The following is a 15,392-nucleotide window of genomic DNA, read 5'->3' on the forward strand; positions in this document are numbered from 1 at the left end:
ACACTTAAAACCATAATGCCCTATTCCACATAATCTTACATAAATCAATAAACCAAACAAACCAATATAACTTGATAAGCGTGTTAGGACTTTGTTAGGAGTCTGTACATGAGTTCGATTCACAAGACCGCGAAAAGCCGCTATTGGCAGATGGCCTTCAGGGATGCCAACGGGCGGCAGGTCGCCAAGTCCACGAAGATCGAACACACCCCGGACGGCGAAACCGAAAGCGAGCGCAAACAGAAAGCGGCTACCAATAAACGCCTGGCTAAAAGCATGGCTGACCGTGCAGAGGAAGCCTGCCGGGGCAACCTGGTAGCACGTCATTGGCGAGAGATTGCCGAAGATGTAGTTAACAGCAGCGAGGAACTGGAATATACGCTGACGGAAAACTATCTCCGCTCTTGGCTGGCCAGCGTAGAGACCCGCAAAGCATCGGGTACTTACAAGCGTTACGAAAGCCTTAATGCCCCGGATTCTGGTATGCCAAAGCTGGAGCCGCCCCCGCTTGCGTCATACCGGAGAGCAAGCCCCTGCCTTGACGCCGGAAATCTGGCAGACATGGGCGGGTGTTATCAAGGGCCTGTATAAATTATCCAATACCGGGAGATGGGAACCCGCCGTCAAGCTGTCACTGGATGCTCGCCAGCAATTTGATGATTCACACAACACCTATTGCGATTCTTTCGACATCCGACCCGAAGGGGATTCCTTTGAGGCCCGTAAGGTTGAGCAGGCAATGCGTATCGCTCTTGTCCTGCACGCTATAGATTGCCCCGACAACCCGGCCCAGCACCCCTTGAGCGGGCGCACCGCACAGACCGCCCTTGCCTTGGCGACCTACTACGGGCAGGCCGCAAGGCAGCATCAGGAAAGCGCACGTCAGAGGCAGGACGAAGACAGCATACAGCGCATTATGGCGACCGCCTCCAGCTATGGTACAGAAACGCCGGAGGGAGTGACGGTTGCAATTCGTGAAATCAAGCGCCGGAATAGTCTCACTCAGGAGCAATTAAACGCCCTGGCCCTGCGCTATCCTGATTCGATCATGATCACCACGCGGCAGCCCGGTCCAGAAGGCGGCAGGGCTTCACCTGTTTTGCTCATAAAGGGAAACTGTATTAATTCCCCGCAATGAACAGAGGTTTCGCAGGTTATGCAGGCTACGCAGGCAGGTATGTATTTAAAAACACAGTTTCAGCCCTTGACAAATGTACGCAAATTTAACACATTTAATGGGATGGATTTTGAATGGGATGCCACAAAGGCGGCGGACAACCTGAGCAAACATCAAGTGAGTTTTCAGGATGCCATGCTTGCCTTTGCGGACCCGGACAGGCTCATTACCGAAGACACCGCCCACAGCACAGATACCGAAACCCGGTATTTCTGCTACGGGATGGTTTCCGAGCGTGTGCTGACTGTCCGATTCACAATCCGCGACAGCAAAATCCGCCTCATTGGCGCGGGATACTGGAGACAAGGAAGGAAACGCTATGAAAACAGGTAAGGCTAAATTCAAAGAAGGCTATCAGGTTGGCATGACCGACATCAACGGCGAAGCCCTGCCGACAGCGAGCGGGGAGCGTATCCTGAGTAAAAAGGAACAGGAAGCTCTTGGCATTCCTTCCCCGGAGGCCGTGCTAAAGCAGCTCAAGAGTCAGCCCAAGCGTGGTACCCCAAGCCGCCTTGACGCCCCCAAAGTGATTCCGACCCGCAAGGCCCTTGGAATGAGTCAGAAGGACTTTGCCCGTCTGATAGGCGTTACCGCCTCATCTGTCCGCAATTGGGAGCAGGGACGGGGCAAGCCGCCCGCAACGGCCCGCAAGCTGTTCCGTATTATCGACAAGCGCCCGGACATCATCAAAGACCTGGCCGAAGTCTAACCCCGAAGCCCTGCCATGCGCGGGGCTTTTTTTGTGTCCCCAGTTTTTCGGGTAAATCGGGTTTTTCTGGTGGGGTGGGCAAATCTCTAGAGGGAACGGCCCTGACACCGACCGTGAAGGTCATTTAAAAATTCGCCCAATTTTTCAGAGGGGGGGGATAAGGGGGGTACCCCTAAAAACTCCGTGTGTTTTTTTTCGCACTTACAACACGGTGTCAGAGCTATAGGCTCCAGAGATTATCATACCCCCTTCCATAGGTACATCCTATCCCATGCCGTGGGAGCCGTGGAGACATTGCCGGGTGGCTGTAGGCAAGGCCCGGGGGGAACCATGCCACATCAAACGCGCTCACAGGCCAGCCAGAGGCGTACAAAGACAGGACTGCAAGGGGCATCAGTCTCTCTTACCTGCAATGTCAGGGGAAAAGTTTATGCAGGGTGTTCCGGGCAGGATAGCCGAGGCTGCGAAAACATAGAGGATTGCCCCCAGTATTACTACCCCTTTCGCTTTCGCTAAACCACTAAAACCATACTGATTTAGCAGGGGTGTGTTAGGACTTTGTTAGGATTCCGGGCCATCCTCACCCAGCCCAAAACACATAAACGCCCAAACAAAAGCTACTTACAAAATTGGTGCGGGCGGACGGAATCGAACCGACATCATCAGTGTGGAAGACTGAGGTTTTACCACTAAACTACGCCCGCATTAATGACGTAGGGCAGGAGACTTGACCCGGAAGGGCTTAACGGTCAAGCTAATACCATCATTAGGCCCGGATATTTCCGGGTTGCACGTCGCGAAAGCTCAACTCCCTCTTTATCCCAGGCAACGCCCATGGCCATGTTATCGCAAAGCGCAGCCGCCACGCCGGCGGCAGGCAAAAAAAAGAAACTGACTTTTGCCGAAAAGCAGCGCTTGGCCAAGCAGCGGGCCTATGAAAAACAGGCTCGTCGAAAAAAGATCAAACTCGACGACCTGACGGTCTTCACCCAGCAGCTCTCGTCCATGCTTGAGGCTGGCCTGCCACTGGTCTCGGCACTGGAAGCCCTCCAGGAGCAGACTGAGAACCCGATATTCCGCATCATCATCCGCGAGGTGCGCAACGACATCTCCAGTGGCACCTCCTTCTCCGACGCGGTGCGCAAGTTCCCCCGCGCCTTCCCCAACCTCTTTGTCAGCATGGTCGAGGCCGGTGAAGCCTCCGGTGCCCTCTCCGACATTCTGGCCAAGGTGGCCGTCTATTTCGAAGACAGCCTCGCCCTGCAAAAAAAGGTCAAAAGCGCCATGACCTATCCGGTCGCGGTGATCCTGCTCGCTGTTGGCCTGGTTTCGGTGCTGCTGATCAAGGTCATCCCGGTTTTCGCAGGCATGTTCAGCGAGTTCGGGGCCGAGCTGCCCAAGCCGACCCAGATGCTGATCGACCTGAGCGAGTTCCTGCAAAGCTATATCCTGCTCATCATCGGGGGGGGGGTCGCGCTGTTTTTCCTCTATAAAAAAGTCACCCAGACCCCGCGCGGTCGCGAGGCCCGCGACACCATCGTCGGCAAGCTCCCCATCATCGGGAACCTCAGTCGCAAGATCAACGTCTCACGCTTCTGCCGCACCTATGGCATCCTGCTGCGCAGCGGCGTGCCCATCCTGCGCGCCCTGGAAATCTGCTCAAGCGCCTCGGACAACGTTTTTATTGAAAAGGCCTGTACGAACATCAGCCGCCACATCAGCCAGGGGGGGCAGCTTTCCGACATTGTGGCGCTCACCCCGTACTTCCCTCCCATGGTCAAGCACATGGCCCGGGCCGGTGAGCAGACCGGCAACGTGGACGGCATGATGAACAAGATCTCGGACTTCTACGACACCGAGGTTGAAAACATCGTCGAGTCGCTGACCTCGCTGATGGAGCCGATCCTGATCTGCGTGCTCGGCGTCATCATCGGGGGCATCGTCATGGCCATGTTCCTGCCCATCTTCCAGCTCTCCTCCGTCATCAAGGCGTAGAAACCGAACGGTTTTTATCTTAGTGTGCCGTGAGCTAAGTTCTTGATATAATTTTTGGGGGCTGTGCGCCCCCAAGCCCCGCAGCAGGCATAGCCTGCACTTTCGATGCTGCCGCATCGCGTCAGGGATTGTTGCTTTTAGCTTTGCTAAAAGCAACAATCCCTGAGGAGCATACAAACTGGGTTGCACCCCAAAAACTTATGCGAGTAACTTAACTCACGGGACATTAGGGCCTGTTCAAAAAATACTGTAGCCACAGCATTTGAATGGCTAATTGTTAATTGTTGGATGCGAAACGTAGAAAACAACAATTAGCCATTTAACTATTTTAGCCATTCGGTCTTTGAATAGCCCTCATGCAAATAAGCGTCCCGCTTCTTGGGTGGCATCGCTGGCCACCCGTTTTAACTGAACAAGACCATCGCCCGCCCAGCCATCCGGGCACAAAAAAACCGGCACCGCATGGGCACCGGTTTCCATAAAAAGCCGTTCGATCCTAGAGATCGACTTCGATGACCTGGCGGCCACGGTACATACCGTTGGCGGGATTGACGCGGTGCGGCAGATGGGCGGTGCCGTCGGTCGGGTCCTTGGCGAGCAAGGGGGCCTTGAAACGATTGGCGCCGCGGCGTTTCGCGCTGCGCATTTTGGACTGCTTACGTTTGGGTTGTGCCATCGTAGGAAAGGGTTATTCGTGAAAAGTGGAGAAAATTGACCTCTCCCCCCTCCTGCGTCAAGCCTATATCGGTATTTATTCTTCCCCTTTTTCCGGGGACGCAGGTGAGGAATTGTCCGGACCGGGGCCGGGCTGCCGGGGTTTGCGACCGACAAGGGTCGTATTGGCCAGCGCGGCCAGCCCGAAGCTCTGTAGCGACTGGCGAAGCATGCGCGTCGCCCCCCACACGGTGGAGTAGCGCGGGTCAGAATCGGGCTCCCGAATGCGCTTGAGCAGCAGCAGCGAGAGCAGGATCGCTGTCGGACAGAGAACAAAGCCTATCCGGTAGATGAGCAACTCGGACCACCCCCGGTCCTGCCCCAGGTCGAGGATAACCCCCGCGATGATCGGGGCCGCCCCTGCCGCCACCGAGGTCGCGGCCAGGTTCAGGCTGATACCCGCTGTCTTCGCCTCCTGCGGGATGATCTTCAGCAGGAGGTTAAACGACCCCAGCAGGAACGCCGCCGCGGTCCCCCCACCCCAGAGCCACATCGGGTACAATATCCAGGAAGTCTCTGGAGTCAGTACCGCCCAGAGGTAGTTCTGCGTCTGCCACATGAGCAGCCCCAGCCCGATGGCCGGGACGCAGCCGCGCCGGTCGATGAACTTACCCCACAAGGGCATCGTTAGCGCGCCGGTCAGCGTCGAGAGAATGTTGAAGACCGCGAATTGCCCCGGGCTCAGGTGCAGTTGCTCATAGACAAAGACCGTACCGAACGGGCCGGTCATGTTGATCCAGAAGTTCACCCAGGCATTGAAGCCGATGAAAGCGATAAAACCGGGGTGCCGGAGTGCAACCCGAAGCTGCGACCACCACTGGCCCTGTACCAGCGGCTCGTGAGTGGAGTGGTCGTCGATGATCCGATGCTGCATCAGCACAGAGCCGAAACGCATGCCCGCCCCGATGATGAGAATCGCCTGATAGGTCGCGACGCTATCGGGATACCGCCCCAGCAGCACCATGCTCACGATCAGGAACGCCAGCGTGACCAACGCGATGTAGCGGTTGCGCCGCCCGAAGTACACGCCCCGGATTTCCGGCGGCACCCACTGCCGAATCCAGGCCAGCCAGCCCAATCCCAGAAACGAGGCGCTCGCACTGGCCAGGATATAGAAAATCAGAAAAATCTGTCCGGCGGCGACCCGGTTATCATCCGGCAAAAAGGGCAAGACCGCCGCCAGCATGCCCCACAGCCCGACATTGAGCCACGACATGGCCAGCGTCATGTCGCGGGCGGTAAAGAAACGCGCCAGAAACGGCAAGAGCAGGATCTGGGAGGCATTGGCCCAGGCCGGGAGCGAAACGATCAGCCCGAACATCCCCGGTCGGATGCCGTAATGCAGGTTCAAAAGCGCGGAGATAATAAACCCCGCCGGCAGCGAAAGAATGGTCCAGGGCGTGGCGAGAACTCCATCCGCGATGCCATATCGCAGGTTGCTCCGGGTTTGCGCGTCCATACCCCTACCACGCAGACAATACCTGCCGCCCTCCTGCAAGATTAAAGGACTCTAAGAGCGGAAAAAATTGTCCCGAGTGGAAAATGGCCGGTATTTTTGGAGAACTGTAAGAATAGGTTAACCATCACCCTCTGCGAAAAAAACGCCCACACGACCGGCAGACGAAAGCTTCTTCGCTCGAAGATTGCCGCCGCCCGTGAACTATCCAAGCTGGCAAGGGTGCGCCATTCCGGAATTACCTCAGCGGGAACCGGAAGCGTAAACCACATGTCCACCGCCCGGTAAGCCTGATTTTTCAATGGATTCCCTCACTCAGATCGTCTTGGCCTCGTCTCTCACGGCTGCCATCGCCCCGGCCAGGAACCGTCGCTCCGCCCTGCTGGCGGGCGCACTGCTGGGCACGCTGCCCGACCTGGACAGCATCCCGCTGCTCCTGACCACGGACAACCCCGTCACCCTCATGACCTCCCACCGGGGCTTCACGCATTCGCTGTTCATCCTGCCGCTCTTGGGCTGGCTCATCTGGTGGCTGTGCAAACTGCGGGGGCACCGCATCAAGGCGGCCCCGACGCGCTGGTTCTGGGCCATTCAGGCCGCCCTGCTGACGCACCCGCTGATCGACGCCTGCACTGTTTACGGCACGCAACTGCTGTGGCCCTTCACGCCTCCCCCGATCATGTGGGCCAGCCTGTTCATCATCGACCCGCTCTACACGATCTGGCTGTTGCTCGGCTGCGTGGTGGCGCTCATCGCCGGAGCCCGCCCCATCGCCCAGAAGGCGCTGATCGCGGGACTGGTTCTCAGCTCTGCCTACCTGGTGTGGGCCTTCGCCGCCAAGGCCCAGGCCGACCACAACGCCCGCGAGGAGCTGGCCCGGCTCGGTTATGCCGACGCTCCTTACTTCTCCGTCCCCACGCCCCTGAACACTCTCCTTTGGCGCTCAGTCGCCCTGACCGAAGACGGCTTCCTCGAAGCCGAACGCTCCCTCCTGGCCGACGAGGGGCCGACCCGCTTCCGCCGCTATTCCTCGGACACGGCGGCACTGGACACGGTGCAGGACTTCCCCAACGTCCAACGGCTCCTGTGGTTCTCCAACGGCTTCATCAAGGCCCACATCCTCGACCACGCCCCCGACGGCGGACAATGGCTCGTCCTGAGCGATCTGCGCATGGGGGCCGAGCCTTCCTACGCGTTCAACTTTGCCGTCGCCGAACGAGACGGCCCGGACTCGCCCTGGAAGGAAATCCAGCCCCGCATGCTCCCCCGCGAAGCCCGTGGTGACCGCTGGTCTCTGAGCCTGATCTGGGACCGCATCCGCCACTCCCCCGCCTCCTCTGCCACCTTCGCCCAATAAAGAATAAGAATTATTAACCGCAAAGACACAGAGGCGCAAAGGAGGAGAAAATAGAGTCGAGCCCCACCCTTTGCGCCTCTGTGTCTTTGCGGTTCATATAAAAAAAACGTCCGCTTCCCCCTGAAGGGAGAACCAACGACTCTGGCGCTCCATAAAAACCGGCGATTCGCGTTCTCCTCTCCCCTTCCCTCATCTTCGCGCTTCCTTCGCGTCTCTTCGCGGGCAATCTCTTATCCCAGCTTGAAACAACGCTCCTACTCGGCTTCCAGGCCGGTGATTTCGAGAATCTTGTGGCGGTACGGGGCGAGGTTGACGGCGAGCGTGAGGTTGCCGAAGACACCGGAGCCGATCTGGAGCGTACCCTTGCCGGATTTCTCGACGCCGGGCTGGCCGGGATAAAGCTTGGTCACGGTCGCGATGATACCGGCCAGCTTCCAGCCGTCCTCGTCTTCGACAAAAACCGCTCCTCCCGAATCGTGCGAAACGGCCTGCGCCTCGTAGGGAGTACGTATGGACGGGTCTTCCGTGAAATCGGTCACAATCAGCGCTCCCAGCTTCGGGTGCTCGGTGAGCCCGGAAATGCGGTTTGTGCCCCAGCTTTTCGCACTGGCAGGGTGCGAAAGGATACCGGCGGCGTCAGCCTGCTCACGGCTCGGGACCTCGGTCCAGGTCCACGGCTCAGTCGCGCGGTTCACCTGCCAGTAGGTCACTTGGTCCGCGCAATCACGCCCCACCCCGACCATGACGACCAGTTGCCCGCGCTTGGGCGTGCTGCTGGTAATCGGCAAGGCGGGCATATCCGGCCACTCGGAGAGCCGAAACAGGCGCAGCTCGGCGTTGGGAAATTTATAGTCGCTGGCACCGTCCCAGGGGTAAACCGTATCCTCGATGCGAACATCGCGCGCGGGCAGATGCCGGGCTGTTAGCACCCAACCATTGCCGAGGTAAACCCCCGTCGCTCCTCCAACAAAGCCCACATACGCGAAACCGGGGTCAGCCGGTTCGCCATTCTCGCCCGTGGGGCAGTTGCGGTTGCCGCCCGGGTTGCCGCAGTTGACCAACCCTGCCGCCGGCAGCACTGCCGACAGCCACAGGAGCAGACACCAAACCGCAGCACGCACATACATTCGGCGCAGATAAAGCGAAAGAGACGATCTGCGCAAATCATTAGTGAAGGTTTTACGCAGAAAAAGCCAGGCTTAAGCCCTATGCCTTTAGCGCGTGTTCGGCCCTATCAGAGCGATGCCGCGTGCGCATCATTTCCACCCCGCCTCCGAACAGCGACTACGCCGCCGGTTCGTCAGCTTCCGGGGATTCCTCGCCGCGTCGCTTGATCTGGGGCTTGCGCGTGCCGCGCACGACCGGGGCGGAGATGATGACCTCCTCGATCGTATCGTCCTGCGGGATGTCGTACATGATATCGAGCATGATCTGCTCCATGATCGCACGCAGGGCTCGGGCACCGGTCTTGAGTTCGAGCGCCTTCTTGGCGATGGCTCCGACCGCGTCCTTGGTGAAGCGCAGGCGGACGTTTTCCATCGAAAAGAGCTTGGAGAACTGCTTCACGAGCGAGTTGCGTGTGTTTTGCAGGATGTGCTCCAGGTCGGCCTGGGTCAGCTCGTCAAGGACGGAAATCATCGGCAGGCGGCCAATGAACTCCGGAATCATCCCGAAACGGACCAGGTCCTCGGGCTGCACCTGGTGCATCAGCTCATCGCGCTCGGTCATCTGCGTGCGGCCGCTTTCAGCCGCAGGATCGAAGCCGAGGACTTTCTTGCCCGCGCGGTCGGAAATGAGCTTTTCCAGCCCGACGAAGGCCCCGCCGCAGATGAAGAGGACGTTCGAGGTGTTGAGCTGGATGTATTCCTGATTTGGGTGCTTGCGCCCGCCCTGCGGAGGAACGTTACACACGGTCCCTTCGAGGATCTTGAGCAGCGCCTGCTGCACCCCCTCACCGGACACGTCGCGGGTGATGGAGACGTTATCGGTCTTGCGGCCAATCTTGTCGATCTCATCCACGTAAATGATGCCGCATTCGGCCTTGCGCACGTCGAAGTTGGCCGACTGGAGCAGACGCAGGACGATGTTTTCCACGTCCTCGCCCACGTAACCGGCCTCGGTCAGCGTGGTGGCATCGGCGATGGCAAAGGGCACGTCGAGAAGCTTGGCCAGGGTGCGGGCAAGCAGAGTCTTGCCGCTGCCGGTCGGGCCGATGAGCAGGATGTTGCTCTTCTCGATCTCCACGTCGTCAAACTCCTCCGGGATCTCGATACCGACGTTACCGGAGAGAGACTGAAGGCGCTTATAGTGGTTATATACCGCGACCGAGAGCACCTTTTTGGCGTGCTCCTGGCCGATGATGTAATCGTCCAGATGGGCCTTGATCTCGGCGGGCCGGACCAGGTTGAACTGCTGTTCGCTGGCCGGAGCCTGCGTGCCGCCGCCCTCCTTCAGTTCGCGGTCGATGATGGTCTTGCAGACTGTCACGCAGGAGTCGCAAATGTACACTCCGGCCGGGCCCGCAATCATCTTGCGCACTTCGTTCTGCGATTTGCCGCAGAAGGAGCAGAAGGTCATCTTGGTCGATTTGGCCATGGATAAAAAGAGCCTGCGGAATCAGGCGTTATTCCGATGTTTTAGGGAAAGCCCCTGGCTGTGCAACTGCAATAACGCAGTCCGGACGCTTACTGGGCGGGCTTGCTTTCGATCACCTTGTCCACAATCCCGTAGTCGCAGGCTTCCTGCGCGGTCATGTAGAAGTCACGGTCGGAGTCCTGATTGATCTTATCCTCGGTCTGGCCGGTGTGCTTGGACAGCACGCCGTTGATCGTCTGCCGCCAGCGCAGGATTTCCTTCGCGGCGATGGAGATGTCAGAGGTCTGACCAGTGGCTCCGCCCGTGGGCTGGTGAATCATCACGCGGCTGTTGGGCAGGGCGTAGCGCTTGCCCTTGGTGCCGGCGGCCAGCAGGACGGTGCCCATGCTGGCGGCCATGCCCACGCAGTACGTGACCACGTCGCAGTGCAGGAAGTTCATCGTGTCGTAGATGGCCATTCCCGCCGTGACGCTGCCGCCGGGCGAGTTGATGTAGATGTGGATGTCCTTTTTGGGGTCATCCATCTGCAAGAACAGAAGCTGCGCGACCACGGCGTTGGCCACCTCGTCGTAAATCGGCGTGCCGATAAAGACGATGCGGTCCCGCAGCAGGCGGCTGTAGATGTCGTCGCGGCGCTCAGTACGTCCGTCGCGCTCGGTGATGAAAGGGATGATGTAGCTCACAGGTTATCTTCGGTGCTGGCCCGGAACGGCTCAGTGCGAATGCGAGTGCGAGTGAGCCTCTTCCGGTTCCGTTTCGGTAACGGTAGCCTCCTTGACCAGGAAATCAAGCGCCTTGTTAATAAGGATGTTCCGCTGCATCTCGACGACGCGCTGGCGATCCTTCTGGAGCTCCTTGACGAGTTCCTCGGGCTTCATGCGCTGGGACATGGCTTCCATGTAAATGGCGCGGTTGAGGTCTTCGTTCTCGACCTTGAGCTCTTCCTTCTTGGCCACTTCGGTCAGCAGGAGCTGGGCCTTGACGCGGGCGCGGGCGGCATCGCTGGCACCGTTGAAGAGCTCTTCCTTGCGCTCCTCGAACTGCTCCTGGGTCGCTCCCTGGGCCATGCTGCGCTGCATGAAGTCGCGCAGGAGGCTCTGGGTTTCGCCCTCGATCAGGCTTTCGGGCAGCGGGAAGTCCACCTTCTCGGCCAGCTTGGCAGCGGCCTGCTCGCGCTTCTGCTGCTCGGCGGACTGCTCCTTCTGCGACTTGATGTCGTCGCGGATGCGGTTGTTAAATTCTTCTTCGGTCTCGACCTGGAAGGTCTTCAGAAACTCTTCGTTGATCTCGGGGAGGACCTTTTCGCGAACTTCGTGCACCTCGATGTGGTAGGTGACGGTCTTGCCCTTGAGGGCTTCCAGCTCGTAATCCTCGGGGAAGGTCTCGTCGGCGTCCTTCACGTCACCGGCCTTCATGCCGACAACGCCTTCGACCACGGCCTTGACGCCGGGGCCCTGCTCAGAACCGGCTTCTTCCCAGGTGTTCTTCTGGGTGCCGAAGATCGGCTGCTCGGGCAGGAGGTCGGCCACCAGTTCGTCGCCGATCTTGCCTTCGTAGGAGACCTTGACGTAGTCGCCCTTCTTGGCGGGCTGCTCGACGACGTTGTACTCGGCGCGCTGGTTGAGCAGGTGCTCGCGGGCGTGCTCCAGCTCATGGTCGGTGACGTCGGACTTGGGCACGCTCAGTTCGAGGCCCTTGTACTCGGGCAGTTCGAACTCGGGCTTGATGTCGAAAGTGAACTTCAGCTCGGTGTCGGCCTCGTCGGAAAACTCGGGGTCGGCCAGCTCGACCAGGCTCAGCACAGTGAAACCGGCCTCGTCGATAGCCTTCTGGTAGGCTTCGCTGACGAGCTTCTGGCGAACTTCCTTCTGGATCTCCTTGCCATAGCGTTTTTTCACCATGTCCTTGGGAGCCTTCCCGGGACGGAACCCGGGCAGACGCGCCTGTTTGGCGAAGTCGCCCAGGAGGCTGACTTCTTTTTCGGCGATTTCGTCACGGGTGACGGTAACCGTTACGAGCTTGCGGGTGTCGTTGATATCTGCGACTTGTATATTCACGGGAATTGCGGATCGTTGAGAAAAAGATTCCGCATCTTGTCCGCCTTTGCCGCCGGGTCAAGGCCGGAGTCACATCCACCGGCTGTCAATTTTCACCCTCCCCATGACCCTATCGCATAAACAGTTGAGTGCGTGGTACCTGCAACTGCGACAAATGCTGGAGGCCGGACTGCTGATAAGCGACGCCGTGGAGACCGCGTCTGGCCCTTCCGGGCGAGAACGCGCGGCTCTCGCCTCGCGCCTGCGCAGCGGCCAGAACCTCGACGAGGCTCTCGGGCAGACCGACGGATGGCTGCCACGGGCCGACCGGCTCTTTCTCAAGGCGGCCGCGCTGACCGGTCAGCTCCCACAGACCCTGAGCAACCTCGCCGAGCGCCACCAGCGCATCGCCGGTACACAGATGAAGTGCCTGCTGGCCTGTCTTTACCCGCTGGCCGTACTGCACCTGGGCATCCTCGCCCGCGCCGTGCTCAAGCTGGTCGATTCACAGTCGGGGTTCCAGTTCGAGCCCGTCGTTTTCCTGAAAGCCCTGCTCCTGCCGCTGGGTGTGCTCTGGGCAGTGATCGCGCTGGTCGTTTTTCTGGTCAAAACCGGCAGCCCGGCCATTCCCTTCGTGATGAAGTTTCTCCCCGGCCTGCGCGGCTACGGCGCAGGGCAGCGGATGGCGGACCTGGCCTCCGCGCTGAAGGGCTTTGTCGAGGCGGGGCTGCCCATCGGGGAAAGTTGGGCCGCGGCCGGGGCCGTCACCGGCAACGCCCGGCTGAAAGCCGCCGGACTGGCGATCCGCGAGGCGGTCAACCGCGGCGAAGCCCCCTCGGCCCATCTGGCGCGGCTGGGTTGCTTTCCGGCGGACTTCGTCTCCCTCTACACCACCGGCGAACGCACCGGCCACCTCGACTCCTCGCTCGCGGCGCTCGCCCGCCGCTATCAGGACCAGGCCAACACCGGACTGACCGTTACCATGATCCTGTACCCGATGCTGATTTTCCTCGTCGTGGCGGGGTTGGTCGTCGTGCAGGTCGTCGGCTTCTACGCCGGGTATTTTAACCAGATCAACGAGATCATGAAATAGCGGTCCGGGCTAAAAACGGGCGTGCCCTACTTGAGCTTGCCCGCGGCACGGGCGTAGCCGCGCAGCGTTTCCCGGTCCGCCTCGGTCACAAACGACTCGGCAGGCAGCAGAACGGCATAGCGCGGCTGCGTATAGATCAGGAAGCCCGCCCGGACATCTTCCACCCGGTACAGATCCTGCCAGGACAGCCTGCCCTCGCTGTTGCCGACGCCGTTCCAGAGCGCGGACTCGTCGATGGCCCACTTGACCGTGCCCCCGGCGGCAGGTGACTTTTTAAAATTCGCAACAATCCGCATCCGCACCAGCCACGGGACCGCCACCCACCAGGCCAGAATCCCCACCAACACGAAATAGCCGGAATCGAATTCCGTGCCGTTGCGCAGATTCATAACCGTCACGAAAACAACCCCAACTGCGACCAAGACGAGAAAGAACCAGTAAGCCGGAACCGTAAAGCGGTTGTAGCGGCGAGCCAGCACCCGGTTCAGGGCAATGACGTAGGCCCGGTCATAGGTGTACTCAAGCTCGATCATGGCCGCATCAGGCAAACCAGCAAATCACCCGCCCTACTCCTCGGCCTCGGCTTCGGAGCCGTTGCGCTGGAAGGGGTTGCGGAAGAGGCGCGAGGGGTCACCCTCTTCGCTGTCAGGGGCGACGATCCGCCCGCGGTCACGCATCTGGGTCGGGATTTCGTTCAACGCGCCTTCACCGGCACGCTGCACCGGGATGCCGTCCTCAGTCTTGTTGTTCGCGAACATGTAGCGGTTGATGTCGCGCAAGTTCACATCGTCGATAAAATTCTGCATCTTGCGCCCGGCGGGGGCCGTCACCTCGCCCATCTGGAACTTGTTCGCCATGACGGTATCCATGGCGCTGTTCCAGTTGCGCATCTGGGCCATGCTGCGGTTGCCCGGGGCCATGTTTGTGTTCTTGAGCTTCTTGTCCTGCATGCTGTACTCGATCTGCTCGCCGGAGAAGCGGTTGCCTCCGGTCAGCAGGGAGGATTTTTTCTGCCCGAGGGTGGAGAACTGCGAGTGCCACTGGGTCAGGTCCATCTTGGTGCCGCCGAACTGCGTGCTCATTTCCGGCTTCTGCACGTCGAACTCGGCCTTGTCATCCTCCAGGGAGCTGCGCTGGCCGTAGTTGATTTTCTTCAAGGCGTTCGACCCCAACAACGGGGTTGTCAGGCAGAGAAAAACAATGGGGAACCAACGAAACATAATTCCCATTATCACCTAAACCGCCGCCCAATGCAATCCGGCAATTCCCCTAGGGCACCGCTAGCCAAATCCTTGATATAAATGACCGGGGCAGCGAGCTCCAAGCATTGAGGTACTCGATTACTCCGGCAAGCCCACACGCTCTATTGACTTTGGCCGGCTTTGAACGAAACCTGTTCCCCATGCAAGGCTACCTTGATCTGCTGCGGCTGGTGATGGACCAGGGCGAAGACCGTTCCGACCGGACCGGCACCGGCACCCGCAGCGTCTTTGGCGCGCAGGCCCGCTTTGGGCTGCGGGACACCTTTCCCCTCCTCACAACCAAGAAAATCCACTGGCGCTCAGTCGTTTACGAGTTGCTATGGTTTCTCAGGGGCGACACCAACATCCGCTACCTCAACGACAATAAAGTCACCATCTGGGACGAGTGGGCGGACGAAACCGGCAGCCTCGGCCCGGTTTACGGGGCGCAGTGGACCCGCTGGCAGTGCCCGGACGGGCGCCAGGTCAACCAACTCGACGAGTTGATAGACAATTTAAAAAACAAGCCCCACAGCCGCCGCCACATCGTCTCGGCCTGGAACGTGGCCGACCTGCCCGACGAGAGCAAGCCGCCGCACGTCAACGCCGCCGAGGGCAAGATGGCCCTCCCTCCGTGCCACACGATGTTCCAATTCTATGTCTCACAGGACGGCGGCCTCAGTTGCCAGCTCTACCAGCGCAGCGCGGACCTCTTTCTGGGCGTCCCCTTCAACATCGCCTCCTACGCGCTGTTCACCTGCATGGTCGCGCAGGTGGCCGGGCTGCGCCCGAAGGAGTTCGTCCACACCTTCGGCGACCTGCACCTCTACAGCAACCACTTCGAGCAGGTGGAAAAACAGCTCGCCCGCGAGCCGCGCCCCCTGCCCCGCCTCAAGCTCAACCCCGCCATCACCCGGCTGGAAGACTTCGACTACGCCGACGTGGAACTGCTCGGCTACGACCCGCACCCCGGGATCAAGGCCCCGATCTCCGTCTAAGCCCCAACCTCAACCCGCGAA

General features: G+C 59.7%; 16 protein-coding genes and 1 tRNA gene. 8 read left to right on the plus strand and 9 right to left on the minus strand.

Annotated features, from left to right (window positions below):
* The first annotated feature begins 108 nt into the window (after positions 1-108).
* Genes H5P28_RS19795 through H5P28_RS16225 form a run of 4 tightly spaced genes read left to right on the plus strand, consistent with a single transcriptional unit; the run spans position 109 to position 1,886 of the window.
* Positions 109-591 carry a hypothetical protein gene (locus tag H5P28_RS19795; RefSeq protein WP_246456426.1) on the plus strand — a complete coding sequence of 161 codons (483 nt, stop codon included), beginning with the start codon at positions 109-111 and terminating at the stop codon, positions 589-591.
* Positions 509-1,138 carry a YfjI family protein gene (locus H5P28_RS16215; RefSeq protein ID WP_246456429.1) on the plus strand — a complete coding sequence of 210 codons (630 nt, stop codon included), beginning with the start codon at positions 509-511 and terminating at the stop codon, positions 1,136-1,138. The genes H5P28_RS19795 and H5P28_RS16215 overlap by 83 nt, the downstream gene beginning before the upstream one ends.
* An 18-nt stretch (positions 1,139-1,156) precedes the next feature.
* Positions 1,157-1,510 (plus strand): BrnT family toxin, encoded by a 354-nt coding sequence (locus tag H5P28_RS16220; protein ID WP_221773459.1) that lies wholly within the window; start codon positions 1,157-1,159, stop codon positions 1,508-1,510.
* Positions 1,497-1,886: a helix-turn-helix domain-containing protein gene (locus tag H5P28_RS16225; protein WP_185676744.1), complete on the plus strand. Its 390-nt coding sequence runs from the start codon at positions 1,497-1,499 to the stop codon at positions 1,884-1,886. Before H5P28_RS16220 ends, H5P28_RS16225 begins: the two co-directional genes overlap by 14 nt.
* Positions 1,887-2,516: 630 nt before the next feature.
* On the opposite strand, the gene H5P28_RS16230 is transcribed toward H5P28_RS16225, so the two are convergent.
* Positions 2,517-2,590, minus strand: a tRNA-Gly gene (locus tag H5P28_RS16230).
* A gap of 130 nt (positions 2,591-2,720) precedes the next feature.
* On the opposite strand from H5P28_RS16230, the gene H5P28_RS16235 reads away from it, so the two are divergent.
* Entirely contained in the window at positions 2,721-3,881 is a 1,161-nt protein-coding gene (locus H5P28_RS16235) for a type II secretion system F family protein (protein WP_185676745.1), read from the plus strand.
* Positions 3,882-4,377: 496 nt separating this feature from the next.
* Here H5P28_RS16235 and rpmF read toward each other — a convergent pair whose 3' ends face one another.
* Together rpmF and H5P28_RS16245 are read right to left on the minus strand one after the other, a co-directional pair.
* Positions 4,378-4,557, minus strand: a complete 180-nt coding sequence (rpmF, locus tag H5P28_RS16240) for a 50S ribosomal protein L32 (RefSeq protein ID WP_185676746.1) — start codon at positions 4,555-4,557, stop codon at positions 4,378-4,380.
* A 75-nt stretch (positions 4,558-4,632) separates the two neighbouring features.
* Positions 4,633-6,054 (minus strand): MFS transporter, encoded by a 1,422-nt coding sequence (locus H5P28_RS16245; protein WP_185676747.1) that lies wholly within the window; start codon positions 6,052-6,054, stop codon positions 4,633-4,635.
* A gap of 298 nt (positions 6,055-6,352) precedes the next feature.
* On the opposite strand from H5P28_RS16245, the gene H5P28_RS16250 reads away from it, so the two are divergent.
* Positions 6,353-7,408, plus strand: a complete 1,056-nt coding sequence (locus H5P28_RS16250) for a metal-dependent hydrolase (protein ID WP_185676748.1) — start codon at positions 6,353-6,355, stop codon at positions 7,406-7,408.
* A gap of 254 nt (positions 7,409-7,662) precedes the next feature.
* Here the strand turns inward: H5P28_RS16250 and H5P28_RS16255 are convergent, their stop codons facing one another.
* The 4 genes from H5P28_RS16255 to tig all read right to left on the minus strand — a co-directional run bounded on the left by H5P28_RS16255 (position 7,663) and on the right by tig (position 12,060).
* Positions 7,663-8,529 (minus strand): hypothetical protein, encoded by an 867-nt coding sequence (locus tag H5P28_RS16255; RefSeq protein WP_185676749.1) that lies wholly within the window; start codon positions 8,527-8,529, stop codon positions 7,663-7,665.
* A gap of 163 nt (positions 8,530-8,692) precedes the next feature.
* Positions 8,693-10,003, minus strand: coding sequence for an ATP-dependent Clp protease ATP-binding subunit ClpX (gene clpX, locus H5P28_RS16260; RefSeq protein WP_185676750.1), 1,311 nt, complete (start codon positions 10,001-10,003; stop codon positions 8,693-8,695).
* Between the two features lie 89 nt (positions 10,004-10,092).
* Positions 10,093-10,686, minus strand: a complete 594-nt coding sequence (locus tag H5P28_RS16265) for an ATP-dependent Clp protease proteolytic subunit (protein ID WP_343075485.1) — start codon at positions 10,684-10,686, stop codon at positions 10,093-10,095.
* Between the two features lie 30 nt (positions 10,687-10,716).
* The gene (gene tig, locus H5P28_RS16270; RefSeq protein ID WP_185676751.1) at positions 10,717-12,060 is read right to left on the minus strand and encodes a trigger factor; all 1,344 of its coding nucleotides are present in this window, start codon (positions 12,058-12,060) and stop codon (positions 10,717-10,719) included.
* A gap of 103 nt (positions 12,061-12,163) precedes the next feature.
* Here tig and H5P28_RS16275 point away from each other — a divergent pair, with 103 nt between their 5' ends.
* Positions 12,164-13,132, plus strand: coding sequence for a type II secretion system F family protein (locus H5P28_RS16275; protein WP_185676752.1), 969 nt, complete (start codon positions 12,164-12,166; stop codon positions 13,130-13,132).
* Between the two features lie 26 nt (positions 13,133-13,158).
* Here the strand turns inward: H5P28_RS16275 and H5P28_RS16280 are convergent, their stop codons facing one another.
* Together H5P28_RS16280 and H5P28_RS16285 are read right to left on the minus strand one after the other, a co-directional pair.
* Entirely contained in the window at positions 13,159-13,665 is a 507-nt protein-coding gene (locus H5P28_RS16280) for a YcxB family protein (protein WP_185676753.1), read from the minus strand.
* Positions 13,666-13,698: 33 nt separating this feature from the next.
* On the minus strand, positions 13,699-14,352 hold the full coding sequence (locus H5P28_RS16285) for a hypothetical protein (RefSeq protein ID WP_185676754.1): 654 nt from the start codon (positions 14,350-14,352) through the stop codon (positions 13,699-13,701).
* A gap of 182 nt (positions 14,353-14,534) precedes the next feature.
* On the opposite strand from H5P28_RS16285, the gene H5P28_RS16290 reads away from it, so the two are divergent.
* Entirely contained in the window at positions 14,535-15,371 is an 837-nt protein-coding gene (locus tag H5P28_RS16290) for a thymidylate synthase (RefSeq protein ID WP_185676755.1), read from the plus strand.
* Positions 15,372-15,392: the final 21 nt, after the last annotated feature.

Origin of the sequence: Ruficoccus amylovorans, assembly GCF_014230085.1 — a bacterium.
Taxonomy (GTDB): domain Bacteria; phylum Verrucomicrobiota; class Verrucomicrobiia; order Opitutales; family Cerasicoccaceae; genus Ruficoccus; species Ruficoccus amylovorans.